Raw genomic sequence first — 15,298 nt, forward strand, 5'->3', positions numbered from 1 at the left:
TTAATCCACCCCCCCGAGACGTTCGCGCCTCTTCTCCTCCCGGTTTTCGATTTCTGCCATGTCTTCCATATCGATACTTCGGTGACTGGCATGGACACGGATGAGCAGGCTTCCCAGGACCGCCGTGACGGCAAACGTGATCACCAGGGCCGTCAGCGTTAAGGCCTGCACCAGCGGATCGCTCACACCCGCCGGAGGTTGGGAGAGAGGGAGAATCGGGACGGTACCGACATGATGGCCTGAGGTCATCAAGAACAGGTTGGTTGCATTGGACAGCAGCAGGATGCCGGCAATGATCCGGTACAGATCCCGCGTCAGCATGAGGTACGCGCCGGCCCCGAACAGGATCGCAATCACCAAAGAGAACAACAGCGTCATGCCCGCTCCCGCCATTCCATGACATGTTGCAGCATAAGAACCGTGAATCCGATCACCAGCAGGAAGATCCCCAATTCGAAAAGCAGCGACGTATGTCCCTCCAGCGAACCGAGCGTGAACGGAACGGTGCCCGGCCCCGGCACATGCGACAACGGAGCATGACCGGTTACCAGTGGTGCGAACGAGACGGCCAGCATTAGTCCCAAACCGGCGGCAGCAAGGCCGTACGCCCACGACCCGACCTGCGGCACCGCCTGCTTGATCCGTTGATGACCGAGCACGATGTATTGCAGCAGAATGCCCAATGCCACCACCATCCCGCCGGCAAACCCTCCGCCGGTTTCATGATACCCCTTCACCAGCAATGCGATCCCCACCACCGTGATGGGCAGGAGAAGACCCCTGGCCAAATTCTCGTTAAAGGCCGTGTTCATCATGATCGTGTGGGATCGCGAGCGGCCGCCGGTTTCCAGAAGCGTGCCCATACCGAGAAGCGCCACAAAAATCACCGTGGCCTCCCCGAGCGTATCCAGCCCGCGGAAATCCACGAGAATGGCCGCCACGATGTTCTCGGCATGCGCCTGCTCGGCCAACTCGAGATGCCGGTTGGACACACTGTCCTGGCGGGGCTTGGACAGGACCGTCATGCTCAACACGAACACCAGTGCTGCCCCCATCACCCCGGCCACCGTATACCAGCGGTTATCATGGCGTCGGGCCTCCCGCTCCTTTTCCTGTTGCAGCACTGAGGCCGGGAGAATCCACAGGGTCGCCAGCAAAAGCAGCGTCAACACGGTCTCGACCAGCACCGCCACCAGCGAGACATCGGGTGCGCCCAGCAGGGCATACACCAGGGCCAGAAAAAATCCCGTTGCCGTCAAGGTCAGAATCAGTCCCAGATGATCACGTTGGCGCACGACACACAAGGCGGATGCACCCGCGAGGACGAGTATGAGGCCAAGCAGCCAGGACGATCCGACGGGCGTCAGACTGCCCCCGGATACGGCAGGCCAACTGTAGGTGGATGTTCCGACAATCGCCAACCCGACCAACAGACCGGCGGGGATGAGTACACCGGCAATCCGGTCGCGCAGGTCACGCATTTCCACCTGATGAAGCCAATCCGCCAACCGGGACATCCACTCAAGCAGCCGCACATATGCAACGTCCGGCCCTACCCGTTCCATCGTGCGCACCAGCCCGCGTAACCGGCTTTCCCACCAACGGCGGCTGATCCATAACAGCAACCCTCCGCCATAGGCCGTGATTGCCATCATATTGGGGGTGGTCGCCGCGAAGTGATATGTCGAACTCAACACCTCTGTTTCCTGAGCAGTCTGGAGATACACATCGTATGCGGCCACAGTCGCCAGATGGACGGCGGGCGATATATACATTCCGCCCGCAAGGCACAGAAGAGCCAGACATGCGATCGGGAACAACATTCGCCGACTGGCCGGCTTGGCATGGGCTCCGGGAGATCCTAAAAATATGCCGTGCCAGAACCGCCAGGTATAGGTGAGAGTCAACGCTGCGGCGGCCGTCGCCACCACCGTCATCCCCCAACTGTGTCCCGAGGCAATCTTGAAAAATCCTTCATCCTTAAAGAACCCGGCCGTGAGAGGCAATCCTGCCAGCGTGGCAGCAGGAAGGGCGCTCGTGATCGCCAGCATCGGCTGATTTCTGGCCAGACCGCCAAGCTGCTCAAGTGAGCGTGTACCGGTCATCGCCTCGCCCGCTCCGGCCACCATGAACAGTGCGCTTTTACACAAAGCATGGACGAGCACGTAGACCGCCGCCGCCGCGGTGGCGGTCACTCCGCCCACCGCCAGCATTAAAGACACATAGCCGTATTGCGCGACGGTCGAATAGGCGAGAATTTTTTTGATGTCCGTCGCGTCTAACGCCAGAAGACTCCCAATGAGAATCGAAAAGCCCGCCAGAATCATCAGCACCGTTTGTAGCACTGGGACCTGTGCGATCAGCGGATTCAGGCGGTGCAGCACGAACACCCCGGCGGCCACCATGGCGGCTGAGTGCAGGTAGGCCGAAACCGGCGTCGGTGCGGACATGGCGCGCGGCAGCCAGAAGTGCAACGGCACCTGCGCGCTCTTGGCGACGGCGGCGAGCGCCATAAGACCCATGGCACCGGAAAGCGTAATCCCGGGTTTGACAGGGTCGATCAGTTCCTTAATCGAAAAAGTGCCATGCTCCGCATACAGCCATAAGATACCGATGAGCATGCCGACCGAGGTGATGCCCGTGACCAACAGCGCACTCAAAGCCGCCGAGCGCGATTCCTCCGTCCGGTCAAACGCGATCAAAAAATACGAACAGACGGCGGTCAAATCAAAGAACACAAACAACAGGATGAGATCGGCCGCCATAACCAGCCCCAGCATCGAGGCCATAAACAACGCCAGCCAGGCATAATACGATGCCTGGACGTTCAACGGGCGATCGTGTTTCTTGAGATAATGCGGAAGATAGCCGGAGGAATACACCAGCACCATCAGACCGATGCCGGCGGCAATGAGGCTATACAGCAAAGCCAGCCCGTCGTTGACGAGCATAAACCGGATATCGAAGTTTGGCACCCAGGACCACGAAAGGGTGTGCCCGCCTCCCCTCCAGGACATGACCACCGTCAGCAGAGTGACTGAGGCTCCGGCGATGGCGAGCGGAGACGCCAGCTTCGGCCGCCGGATTCCTCCTAATAGAACTGCCGGCGGTACACAGAAGGCTATCAGCAAAGGCAGAAGGATCTGTCGGATCATTCTAACCAGCTCCCGTAAATGTCATGGCAAGCCATGACGTATTGGGATTCATTCCCTTAAATGGTCTTTCATATCGCCCGATGTGATTGAATATGGGAGGGCGACATTTAAAAGCGGGTATCCAGATTTTCACCCCTCCATGACGATCTGGAAATTCGTCTCTTGCGAGGAAGGAGATGGACGAAAGTGTGTGTCTGTCTCCGCCCGTGGACACATTTGGAAAATCACATACACTTTTTCGTTTCAGGTTAATCGACATCTTCCCCTGATAGGTCCATGTGGCAATCTTTTAAATCGGGGGGAGAAAAAATTCGCATTGACGAGCATGATTCAAAATATTAACAGTGCAATGGGAAGAGCTGACCTGCGATTAACCCTAGCCATTCACTGGATACACAAGACCCCTTACTATCGGACAAATCTTAATGTGTCACAAATATATTTGTATCCTGATTCCCCCCTGAGGGCATCGGTACAATGAGACGTTCCAATATTTTCGAAACACATTTTTGAGATTTTTCACCCACTCTCCGCTTCGAGCATACAGGTGAAAAAAAAAGATATGCTTTTCGGCTCTGTCTAAAACAAGGAGGTTCTCATGCCAAGAGGAGACAAATCCAAATACACGGACAAACAAAAGCGTCAGGCGGAAAAAATTGAAGAGGGATACGAAAAGCGCGGCGTCTCGGAGGACGAAGCCGAACGGCGGGCATGGGCGACGGTGAATAAGATGACCGGTGGCGGGAAAAAGAAAGGTGGGTCCGGACGCGGTAAAGCCACCAATACCGCTCCAGCGAAGAAAGGTGGAAAGTTAGGCGGCAAAGCTTCAGCTTCACGATCATCAGCCGCGAAATCCGCTTCCGCCGAAAAAGCGGCACAAACACGCGCCCGGAAGAAATTGTAACGTGTGGACTGTCGTGGAACAATGCGTTCCTGGGAATCGCGGGACGTTTACCGGACCGGTCTGCTACGCATTCAGCGCGGCCCGGGAAATGGATTGACGCAGTTGAAAGAATTCTTCCCAGGGATCACGTTTGAGGGCATTCAGCCGATCCGGAAGCGTCTTGAGCGTATAGGCCTGCGCCCCGGATAGGGAGGGCAATTCCTTCCAGCTGATCGGAGTCGAAACAGGCGCTCCGGACAAGGCACGGACGCCGTAGGTCGCTATGGACGTTGAGCCGAATCCGTTCCTGAGGTAATCGATAAAAATTTTTCCCTTCCGCTTGGCCTTACTCATATTGGCCACAAACGCGGAAGGCTGTCGCTCTGCCGTTTCTGTCGCCAGCTTCCGGGTATACTGTTTCAGCTCATCCCAGGTGGCCCGGCGGACAAGGGGCGCCACCACATGCAGACCCTTCCCCCCTGACGTTTTGACAAAACTGACGATCCCATCCTCCTCCAATCTCCGGGCCAAGAGTTCCGCCCCCTCGATCAACTGTTCCCACTTGACCCCGGGTCCGGGATCCAGATCGAACACCAACCGGTCAGGCCGGTCCACTCGATCCTCCAGGCATCCCCATGGATGCATCTCCAGCACGCCCATCTGCACAAGCGCGATCAGTCCCCGGACATCATCGATCACTAAATAGGAATTATCCTCTTTGCTGCCCTTTTCTTCTATGAGAATGGTTCTGATGCTTTCCGACAAAGAGCCGGAGGCATGCTTTTGATAAAAACATTTTTTCTGATGTCCTTTCGGGCAGCGCACCAGCGTGAGCGGCCGTCCCGCCACATGCGGCAACACCCAATCCGCAATGCGCTGGTAGAATTCTGCCAGATCCCCTTTGGTAATGCCCTGTTGGGGATAAAGAATCTTATCCGGATGCGTGAGGGCCATTTCCACCCGCGGATGGGAATGACCCCGCCTGGAAGTTTTTCGACCGCGTGCGGATATGGAAGGTTCGGGAACAATCTCGTTCAAGGGTGTCGGACTTTCTTTTCTGATGTCTCTGACTGATTTGTCCTCGCGAAGGCCGAGAAAAGAAGGATGGCGCAGAACGCCTTCCCGTGTCCATTCCAAAAATTCAACTTCCGCCACCAATTCCGGGCGTACCCAATGCGAAGTATTGAGCCCGCGGGCGTCAGGCAACCGGACAAAGGGGGGACTCGCTTGATGACGTTTCGACAAGAGGGCATGAATGCGTGCAAGGCGTTGTTGCGTGAATCCCGTTCCCACCCGTCCGGCGTACTGTAATTGCCCTTCCTGATCGTAATATCCCAGCAGCAGGGCTCCAAAAAATTTTCTGGAGCCCGAAGGATTGGTATACCCCCCGATCACCAATTCCTGCCGGTGATGGCATTTGACCTTGACCCACTGCTTCGAGCGGGTTTGACGATACGGGCTCATCGCATGTTTGGAAATAATTCCCTCGAGAGCCTTTCGACAGGCATGCTCGAACGACCGCTCTCCCTGGCCCTGGATGTGGTCGCTGTATCGCAGATGAAACGCGGCCGCCTCGGGAAGGCACTTAATCAATTCCCATAGTAGTCCCTTGCGTTTGAGAAGGGGCGTGCGGCAGAGGTTATACCCTTCGCAATAAGGAAGATCAAACACGTAATACACAAGATGATCGGAAGCTTCCCCTTTCAGCACAGTTTGCAAAGCCTGGAAATCGGAAATTCCGTCAGGACGAAGGACCACCAATTCCCCATCTAGAATCGCCTGCCGCACCGGCAATTGGGCCAAGGCATCCGCGATACCAGGGAATTTCTTGGTCCAGTCCTTTCCGTTTCGGGTAAACAGGTGAATCCGGGCGTCTTTCACCACACTGACAAGACGGTATCCATCAAATTTTATTTCATGAAGCCAATCGTCTCCCGTCGGAGCTGACTTGACCAGTGTGGCCAATTGAGGACGAAAGGTGGCGGGTTGCGACCCGGACACCGCGGAGGGAAGCTTGGATGGGTCAAAGGCGCGAGATTGTCCGGTGGTCTTCTTGCGTGAGATGGTGCGGGAGGAACGGCTTTTGGAAGTTTTGTTGCCTGCCTTTCTTGGGGAGAGTTGCTTTTTTCTGCTGTTTTCCTCAGTCCCCACGGCAATGTCCTCCAATGTTCGCTTAGTGGCTACGCTCCGGGGAGCCGTGTCAATGATATCGGGCTGTGTCCCTTGGAGGGCTTCCTTATCCTTTTCTTTGATCAATAACCAGTTTTTTTCATCCTTGGCTTTGGCTCCTCCCATCCGAACCAAACTCCATCCTCCCTTCAGCTTGTTTCCTTGCAATTGAAATTTCAATCGTCCCCGGTCATACGCGTGTCGCGGATTTTCCTGTGGCACCCATTGGCCACGATCCCACACCATCACCGTCCCTCCTCCGTACTCTTCCTTGGGGATGGTTCCTTCGAAGGATCCATATTCGACGGGGTGATCCTCAACATGAACGGCCAGACGCTTGAGGGAAGGATTTAGACTGGGACCTTTCGGAACCGCCCAACTTTTTAACACACCGTCCAGCTCAAGCCTGAAATCGTAATGCAACCGGCTTGCCGCATGCTTATGGACAACAAACGAAGTCCCCTTATTCCGGAAGGTCGTCCCACGAGGTTCCGGGGTTTTCCCAAATTGCCGTTTACCCTGATATTCCTTTAATCCCATGTGTGTGACTCCCTGCGAGCAGCCTTGTGGGTCTGAGTCCTGAAAAACTGAAATAAAGACCTTTCTGCTCAGTCAGGCCGGCAATTCAGGGTGAATGAAACTTTAACTGGCCTTACGGGATTTTCGAGGGGAGGAGGATTTGCGTTTTTTGGCTCGACCGGAGGGTTGGGCCTTCTGAACGCTTTTCTTTAATAAGGACATGATATCAACGACTTTTCCTGAACCTGTTTTTTCTTCTTTTGCGACAGGGGGTACGGATGTTCGTGACTGGGCACTTTTCGATTTCTTTTCGATCCATTTCAACAAGGCATCACGGTAATCATCATGGTAGCGCTCGGGTTCCCACTTGGTGCTCATGGATTCCACCAACTGTTGGGCCAACGTCAATTCCTTTTCCGAAATTTTGTAGGATTTCACACCCGCTTCAGGCACATCCAATTCTTTCACATTGCGGATTTCTTGATGAAATCGCAGAAGCTCCAGCACCAGAACATGTCCTTGAGGAACAAGAGCGGCTAAATACTGGCGTGTTCGGATAACGACTTTGGCAATCCCGACTTTGCCACTCCGACGAAGCACTTCCCGTAACAGCACATAGACTTTTTCACCCTTTTTATCGGGAACAAGGTAATAGGGCTTATCAAAATATTCGTAACCGATATCCTTTCCGTTAACAAAATTTTCGATTTCAACTGATTTATTCACTTCAATGGCAACTTTTTCGAAATCGGCATCATTTAAAAGAACATACCGACCCTCTTCATATTCAAACCCTTTCACAAGGTCCTGCCATGGAACCTCTTCACCCGTCTCCTCGTTCACACGTTCATACCGGACCCTGGCATGATTCCGGCTATCCAACAATCGGAAATGCAAGTCAAATTGTTTTTCCGCTGAATGAACGACAACAGGAATAGTGACAAGGCCAAAGGTAATGTGCCCTTTCCAAATTGGCCTTGCCATATCACTGAATCCTTTTCTCGTCCCGGATTGACGGGATTCATCCCCATCAATTCTCCTGCTAAGCCGGAGGTCTTTTTCCCGTAATAAAACTCAAGGCAAAAATTATCAAAAATACGACAAATAACACCCAGGCAATGTTGGTTGCTGTACCGGCTACGCCGGTTAAGCCGACCACTCCTGCAATCAGAGCAATGACTAGAAATGTAATGGCCCAACTTAACATATGGAATTCTCCTTTGTTCCCTTCCAAAAAGGGCGGAATGTTTTGTTCAATCGGGAATGACTTGTCTGCCCACTGCTGAGGGTGTGGCCATTCCCCGTTTCGAGTTCAGGTCACGGCGAATTAAGGCTTCGCTCCATTTTTGTGAAGCGGTTGATAACCTACGACCTTATTTTGGGCGTTAACTTCGATCTGAACCTTGTCACCGACTTTGAAATCGCCATTCTTCTCGGAATTACTCAAGTTCAGGTATCGGGGGGCTAACTCTCCAGCCTCACCCGCATCCACCCGTAACGTATTTTCGTTCACTTCCTCTACTACCCCTTGAATAATGCGATGACCTTCATCTAATTGACGGTCTCCCTGTAATGGAGTGGTCCCCGAACGGTCATGTTCAGGGATGTGTCCTGTGAGATCACTCCCAAAAGCGAATCCCGGAACCCCCATCAGGACAGACAATGTCATCATAAGTTTTATATTCAGCAACCATTTCATATATTGCGTGGGGGTATTCATGTTCGCCTCCATCCTAATTTTAAAATTTCACCTGTATCCCAAAGAACACGACTGATGTTCGTCCTTTGAGCATGCGTGTCGTTAACCTTCGTGCCCACATCCGGAATGTCCGCACTGACATTTTCCGCCTTTAGAAGGTTGAGAAGATGAGCAATTTTCGGAACAAAACTCTTTTCCTGGAGGGGCTTCACAAGTACAGGCAGGGTGAGCACATTTTTTAGCATTGGCAGTGGTCATCATTTCTCCTTTCCGTCAGGGTATAGAAAAATTTTGCATTTCAATCACATCATGCCTCTCCCGCACCTCACCGATTTCATGTTTCAGTGTCGCCATTTCAAGACGTGTTATACAATGGACAAAATTTCTTCCAAATGAGGAAAAATGGAGACAATAGTTCCCCCTGGTCTGTAGTAGAATTTTTCTAATTGGCCGAATCCTGGACATTTTCTCCGGCCTGTTCCATCTTTTCTCCCGCTTTCTCCATCGATTCATCTACCCTTTCGCCTGCTCGTTCAGCAGGACCTTCTTGTTCACATCCCACGACAAAAAATAGAGATCCGGCAAAACATGCAAGCATCAAAATCCTTTTGACATAAAAATTCATGCATTTCCTTTCTTCATGATGCCATGAAAATATTGAGTGTTTAAATATTAAGAAACTGGATGTTCTGTATTCTGCAAGACTTTCTCCGCGATGGTTCCAGCTTTCTGTGTCACATCTTCGGCCGTCGACCGAACGGTCGTCTTTACAGATTCCACCATTTTTTCACGGGAAGATCCCATCCATTGGTCTTCTTTTCGACTCACGGGTATCACTGCTGCAACGGCTACGCCGAGCGCGACCATACCTGCACCGACAGCGAGGGGATAATTATCCAAAAGCTGAGTCAATTCTCCTCGGGCAACCGCCCCTTTCTCAGTTAGGTATCCCTTTACATTTTCCATTTTTTGTTCGGTCTCTTTTTTCCATTCGTAAGCCTGTTGCCTCGTCTGATCCTTCCACTCCGTCAGATGGCCCTCAACGGTATCCTTCGCATCGTGTAATCTCTCTTTGACTTGTTCTTCCATAGGCGGATGGCCATCTCCCTGCTTACGCCAAGGAAAAGATTGAGTTCCATCGGATCTCAGGGTCCCGACAGAACTTTCCGAGGAACTTTTACATAACCAGTACAAACCCAATCCAACGAGAGCGGTGGGCAACGGAATGGTCATAATGGTATTTCGCATTGATGGCTCCATTTGTTGAAGGTCTTCAAGGTGTCTGCTTTTCATTCATTCCCAGTCGTGGGGTTTACCATAAAATTCATACATTCTAACTTCATATTCTCTATTGATGGGCTGGTTGGGGTCATACTCAGGGCTTTTTTCAATGGTGTCTCGAGTCATATCTACCGCAACAGTTTGTTTATTCCAATCGATAGAACTGACCCATTCGTGTGCCATGAGAATCTTTTTCCCCGGCAGCCAGTTATGGGTATCCACAATTAAATATCGGATTTGCCATGAGGTATCGTCCACGATGAAATCTTCCACATGGCCGATCTCTCCGTCCATGGCCCCGATGTAATACCCCTGAACCTCATTCGCGGACCGCAAATGGGGGTTTCCATTCAATTTGCCGGATAAGTTCCTTCCATCTTTGAGCAAAGGTTCGATGGCTTCCCCGCCGGGAACACTCATCGGTGTGAAACCGGAAGGTTGGATGAAAATATCATCGTCCCAATATTCTCTCCATTTAAAAAATAAGCGTAATTCCTTTTCTTTTTGAAGGGAAAAAGGCAGGTCGGTTTCTATACCCGGACTATCTTCGATTTCCGTTGAAGTCAGCTTAAGGGGAAAGACCTTATCCTCCCAATTCGACGGTTCAAGAGCCTCAGGGCTGATGAGTACATTTCTTCCGGGGAGCCAATTTCCTGTATCCGCCACGAGATACCGTATTTCCCACAAGCGGTCGTCAAAATAAAAATCATCGACGCTTCCCAGGTCTTTATCGATGGCTCGCAACTGAAAGCCTCGCATTTCTAATAACGGTTTCAACATAATCTTCCTTCTCAATTAATGTGTATCAAGGAATGCCCAGACACCTGAATTCGAATAACCATAAGTAGACATTCTCCTATGAATTCATTAACCACTTTCTAGGGTTGAGAAAACAATGTACAAAATTTTTATCAGCCTCCTTGAAAAGTCAAACACCTGCCTCAGAACGAGCGTGTCCAGTCATATAATGTTCTGGGTGATAGAGGGCCGAAAGTTTCCTGGCAACGTTCCAAACGTTACAGAAAAACCATGCCAAGGAATCCGAGGTCTTAATCGACGAATTATGAACTGGAGGGCCTAAATGGGTACATCAATGGTCCCAGGAGCAGGAGTGAAAGGCACAGTTAGGGAAGGATAGGCAACATTTTGTCCATCAAAAGGGAACTACGATTGACTCTATTCTTTAACAAAGCCATGACTTGACGGCATCGATCCTCCACTGCCTCTAAATCCATTTCTTGTTGGATGGATTCCCGGCTCGCTATTTGGACCATTTTGACATGACGAAGAATTGCTTCACGATCCTCATTTCGTTCCACGTTTTCCCCTATACGTCCCAAGCCGTCCAACAAACAGATGATCACCGCCACATTTCCTTTTCCGTGTTGTCGAATTTGATGAAACGCGGCATTCAAGACACCTTCAAACGTTACTGGCGGAGTAATGATCCGAAGAACTCCGTCGGGGTCGTACCGGAACGGGGAAGGAATTTTTCGTTGACAAAGTTGGCATAATATCGCGCTGAGGTGGTCAATACAGTTTATGCAAGTGAACGGGTCATTTATTCCAGGCGAAAGTGCCCTCACGGCCACCTCCACAAGTTGAAGCACGGAAAACTCGATATCTTGTTCCTGGGTGCGGTTGGTTCCACAGATCATTTGTTTATTGATAGGTTGAGATACGACATCTGCCATCGGCCCAAGGGCGAGAACTTTAGCTAACGATGCTCCCTTGGCGATAAAATGGCCCGGCCGATAATGAAGAAATATCACCAAATTCTGTTCGCGGGCGATTTCCAGCAGTGCATTATTTTCAATTGCCTGAAGATACCCACCAAGGTCGGCCTTTATTTCCATTCCCTCTTTGTCTATTCTGGCCATGAGATGCGGAATACTGGTTTTGTTCGATTCATTCTCCTCCTCCATTCCTAAACGTTCTGGAAAAAGTCTGGTCAGGTCTTCTTCCAATTCCCCATAGACCGCAGCGATCAAATTCGGGGCCTGAATGGAAATGGCAATATGATGCATGAAATAAATCAATACCCCTAGGCTACACACGGCCAAAATGAGGCCCACCAACGTTCCCCAATAGGGGGTATAGCCATTGGGATCCATGTGGATGGTTCGTAAGACGAGCAGGCAATAGAGAAACGTCGCCACAAAAGTTCCCAGCACTACTTGATTACCTCGATCTCGCAAAAAATTCCCTAAAAGACGTGGACCGAATTGTGCCGAAGCCAGAGTGAGAGCCACAATTGTGATGGAGAACACCACACCGGCAATGGTAATCATGGAACCGGCAATAGTCGAAAGCAGAGTCATCGCGCCTTCCGGCCCCATATTGCTGAGCCACCGAAGAGAGTCAATTTTCTCGGGAGAAAAGAACGCGTCGAGATACGGAACGGCCAACGAGAGGAAAATGGCGGCAATGGCCATACAAGTAGGTATGAGCCAGAGGCTCGAGCGAAGTTTAGTCAGCCAATTTAATACCCAAGCCGGCATGAAAGGCCCCTTCTTCCAAAGTAATGAGCATTCATCATCCCGCCATCTTATTTCGGGCAGAAAGGTAAATCGCTCACAACATTGTAAACTTAACGACTTAAAAATTCCCCAATGGGATTGAGCGGCTCGATTTGATCGCAAATAATTTTAAGGGATGCGACAAAAGGGACAGCGAGTAGCGCCCCGACGGCTCCCCACAACCAGCCCCAGAACAAGACACTCACCGAAATTATCACAGGGTTTAATGTCAATTTTCGTCCCAATAAATGGGGTGTGATAAAGTTTCCTTCAATAGCCGTCAACAATAAATAGGTACCGGACACCAAAGCTACGATGTTCATATGATCAAAGGTGATGGTCGCTGCCAACGTCACCGCGCCTAAACCAAGAATACTACCCACATAAGGGATGAAATTCAGAATACCCGCCATCGCTCCCCATAAATACGGATTAGGCATGCCGAGCAGATACATGGCAAAACTGGTCACCAGGGCAAGACCGACATTCACACTCGTCACCGTGACAAGGTAACTGGAGATATTAGCTTCTATTCCACGGACAATTTCCACTGCCCGTCGCTTATCTGAAAATCGTGGAAGAACTTTCACGAGTTTTTCCAGAAATAAATCGCCGGAGGCAAGGAAAAAATACAGTAGAATCATGGTTGAGACCAGCCCCAGAATAAATTCCGTGGTCCAATCAATCAAGAGTCCTCCCAAACTGTCGGTTTTCACCTCAATTCTTTGCGATTTCCGAGATTCCGAAAGACTCGCCATATGCTCCAGCGCTTGGGTCGCCTTCCCCATTTCCAGGACCGAGCTTTTGATGGTCCGAATTTTTCGCTCTACCTGTTGTAAGGCTTCCGGGGCACGGTCCAGCCAGAGAGAAGCGGGAGTCGACAACTGAATAATTCCAAACGTCAGAGTACTGATTAATACGAGAAGAATCCCCCCAGCCGCCAGGGGCGCGGGAATATAGATTTTTTCAACTCCCCGCACAAGAGGAGCTAACAAGAGATTCAGAAATAAAGCCACGAACACAGGGAGCATAATGGCTTTGGCCACATACATCACCATGAGTGAGGCATACAGAAACAATCCGGTGAGGGCAATGGACCGGATATTGATCGGTCCCTGAAATAATTGGGATAGATGGCCGGCTTCGAATGTGGATGAAAGAGGTGGAGAGGAACCCTCATGTTCGAATTCCGAGGGTTCCTTCTGTTGGATTTCAGGCATCGGAGGGAGCCAAGTTCGGCAAAAGGGGTGGAGGCACCGAACTTACATATATGTCACAGAAGCCATTCATAAACATCCTGATCCTTCCGTTCTTCAGGAATGGATAACCCTTCATCGGCATGAGCCACTTACTCAAAAAACTTTCCTCCCCCTCACCGGACCGGTTGGAGAATGGCCCTGGCTGGAGCACCATCTCCCTTTGGAATTTTTAAGGGTAAACAGATGAGCATGTACTCGCCCGGTTTCACCCGGGAAAATTCGAGTCCCTCAATAATGACAATCCCGGCTTGAATAAGCAGGCGTGCAATCTCACTTTCGTGTTTCCCGCCAATGAACAGCGCATCGATTCCGACGGTGCTCACCCGCCGTTCGGCAAGCCATGCCGCGGCAGTTCGGTCAAGAAAGATCGTATCTTCATGGGGATGTCCAGAGTCCCAGTCAGATGCCGAATTTCGTGTTTTCAGGAGAATCCGATCATGCGAATAGATCCGGTGTTTTTTTAGTTCTTCCGCTTTTATAGAATTCTTATCTTGAATTTCAATCACTTTGGCCAGACCGATTGTTGCTGAGAACTCTGTTTGTTCATTATCGTGGAAAGAATTTCCACATGTCACCGGAGCACCAATGTGCGTTCCGGCATGGGAACTCATTGATATTTTGGAGATATGAAACTTATCCCCATTTTTCCTGCCCCTTACCCGTTCCATCTGAAAAGGTGGGTCTTCGGGTCTTTGAACCATTCCCGGATACAGAGGCATTGAGATATCAATCCAATTAGGTATCATGACCTTTCCACATTCCGACTTCTCAAGGGCTTCTCTTTTCACACCGGGAGGTAGGCCAGGCCAATTCTTACTACTACACCTTTTACCGGAGCCATGCACTGGATGGAATGTAAGAATTAGATTATGGTTAATTCATGCCGACGCTCAATAGATCTTTTTTAAAGGCTCATATAAGATTTGTCCACACTCTGCGGCTGAACACCCGTTTTATACTGACAACAGTGAAGGACCTACGTGGAGGAAATGTACACGGTTCATGCCTTTTCAATAAGTGATCTCTCGGTGAAATTCGCTCGACGAGGAGTCCATTCTCCATGCCACTAAATTTGGCTATAATTTATGGATCGGTCAGAACCGACCGGCAGGGAATCAAGGCCGCTCGCTTTATGCTGAACACCTGTCATACCCGCGGCCATGCCGCAACACTCATCGATCCTCTTCTCTACTCTCTCCCGCTGTTGGATAAAATGTATAAGGAATTCAAGCCTGGTCAGGCACCTCAATCTCTCCAACAGGTGGCTGACCTGATTATTCCGGCTGACGGGTATATTATTGTGTCGGGCGAGTACAATCATACCATTCCTCCTGCCCTCTCGAACGTATTAGACCATTTTCTTGAGGAATACTTTCGAAAACCTTCCGCCATCGTATGTTATTCAGCAGGTGCCTTCGGCGGAGTTCGTGCCGCGATGACCCTCAGGGCCATGTTGGCTGAACTGGGGATGTCCAGTATTCCATCTCTGTTCCCCATCTCTCATGTTCAGGACGCCTTTCAGGAAGATGGCACGCCTGCTGATCAAAATTTTCATCAAAAGGCCAAAGAGTTCTTTGAAGAACTGGAATGGTATGCGTATGCCCTCAAACAGGCCAGGGCCGATCCTTGCCCTCGAAGTGAGAGTTCAACAGAATCGCTTACCTAAGTCGCGTCAGGTTGATCGAACATGGCATTTACAGAATTTCTTGAGAGAAGAGGAGATTGATAGACCACTCAAAACAAAACCGACGCACGAGTATCTCTGATGCTTGTTAGCCCTCTGTACTCGCGCCGCTTGATGGCGACTTGAGCAG

Annotated in this window: 14 protein-coding genes; 2 read left to right on the plus strand and 12 right to left on the minus strand. The window is 50.8% G+C overall.

All coding sequences use genetic code 11. The features are described from left to right. The gene (locus ACTRXD_RS14500) at positions 1-378 is read right to left on the minus strand and encodes a sodium:proton antiporter (RefSeq protein ID WP_442432509.1); all 378 of its coding nucleotides are present in this window, start codon (positions 376-378) and stop codon (positions 1-3) included. After that, positions 375-3,155 carry a hydrogen gas-evolving membrane-bound hydrogenase subunit E gene (gene mbhE, locus ACTRXD_RS14505; protein ID WP_442432510.1) on the minus strand — a complete coding sequence of 927 codons (2,781 nt, stop codon included), beginning with the start codon at positions 3,153-3,155 and terminating at the stop codon, positions 375-377. Before mbhE ends, ACTRXD_RS14500 begins: the two co-directional genes overlap by 4 nt. 598 nt (positions 3,156-3,753) lie before the next feature. Between mbhE and ACTRXD_RS14510 the strand changes: the two genes are divergently transcribed. Continuing rightward, positions 3,754-4,059 (plus strand): plasmid stabilization protein, encoded by a 306-nt coding sequence (locus ACTRXD_RS14510; protein WP_442432511.1) that lies wholly within the window; start codon positions 3,754-3,756, stop codon positions 4,057-4,059. A gap of 63 nt (positions 4,060-4,122) precedes the next feature. Here the strand turns inward: ACTRXD_RS14510 and ligD are convergent, their stop codons facing one another. The 10 genes from ligD to ACTRXD_RS14560 form a co-directional block, all read right to left on the minus strand. Further along, positions 4,123-6,747 (minus strand): DNA ligase D, encoded by a 2,625-nt coding sequence (gene ligD / locus ACTRXD_RS14515; protein WP_442432512.1) that lies wholly within the window; start codon positions 6,745-6,747, stop codon positions 4,123-4,125. 102 nt (positions 6,748-6,849) lie between these two features. Beyond that, positions 6,850-7,710: a non-homologous end joining protein Ku gene (ku, locus tag ACTRXD_RS14520; RefSeq protein ID WP_442432513.1), complete on the minus strand. Its 861-nt coding sequence runs from the start codon at positions 7,708-7,710 to the stop codon at positions 6,850-6,852. A gap of 58 nt (positions 7,711-7,768) precedes the next feature. Continuing rightward, a complete protein-coding gene (locus ACTRXD_RS14525) occupies positions 7,769-7,933 on the minus strand; it encodes a DUF1328 domain-containing protein (RefSeq protein WP_312640197.1) in 165 nt (54 codons plus the stop codon). Between the two features lie 120 nt (positions 7,934-8,053). After that, complete coding sequence (locus ACTRXD_RS14530; protein ID WP_442432514.1) at positions 8,054-8,446, minus strand: hypothetical protein; 393 nt, start codon at positions 8,444-8,446, stop codon at positions 8,054-8,056. Between the two features lie 421 nt (positions 8,447-8,867). Next, on the minus strand, positions 8,868-9,023 hold the full coding sequence (locus tag ACTRXD_RS14535; RefSeq protein ID WP_442432515.1) for a hypothetical protein: 156 nt from the start codon (positions 9,021-9,023) through the stop codon (positions 8,868-8,870). A 74-nt stretch (positions 9,024-9,097) separates the two neighbouring features. After that, positions 9,098-9,673, minus strand: coding sequence for a hypothetical protein (locus tag ACTRXD_RS14540; protein WP_442432516.1), 576 nt, complete (start codon positions 9,671-9,673; stop codon positions 9,098-9,100). 45 nt (positions 9,674-9,718) lie between these two features. Then, complete coding sequence (locus tag ACTRXD_RS14545) at positions 9,719-10,486, minus strand: PRC-barrel domain-containing protein (RefSeq protein ID WP_442432517.1); 768 nt, start codon at positions 10,484-10,486, stop codon at positions 9,719-9,721. 344 nt (positions 10,487-10,830) lie between these two features. Further along, entirely contained in the window at positions 10,831-12,207 is a 1,377-nt protein-coding gene (locus tag ACTRXD_RS14550; protein WP_442432518.1) for a DUF2254 domain-containing protein, read from the minus strand. Positions 12,208-12,296: 89 nt separating this feature from the next. Further along, a complete protein-coding gene (locus ACTRXD_RS14555) occupies positions 12,297-13,445 on the minus strand; it encodes an AI-2E family transporter (protein WP_442432519.1) in 1,149 nt (382 codons plus the stop codon). Positions 13,446-13,597: 152 nt separating this feature from the next. Beyond that, positions 13,598-14,230: a cyclase family protein gene (locus tag ACTRXD_RS14560; protein ID WP_442432520.1), complete on the minus strand. Its 633-nt coding sequence runs from the start codon at positions 14,228-14,230 to the stop codon at positions 13,598-13,600. A gap of 314 nt (positions 14,231-14,544) precedes the next feature. Here ACTRXD_RS14560 and ACTRXD_RS14565 point away from each other — a divergent pair, with 314 nt between their 5' ends. Next, positions 14,545-15,150, plus strand: coding sequence for an NADPH-dependent FMN reductase (locus ACTRXD_RS14565; RefSeq protein ID WP_442432521.1), 606 nt, complete (start codon positions 14,545-14,547; stop codon positions 15,148-15,150). Positions 15,151-15,298: the final 148 nt, after the last annotated feature.

The organism is Nitrospira sp. T9 (genome assembly GCF_052156535.1).
Classification (GTDB): domain Bacteria; phylum Nitrospirota; class Nitrospiria; order Nitrospirales; family UBA8639; genus Nitrospira_E.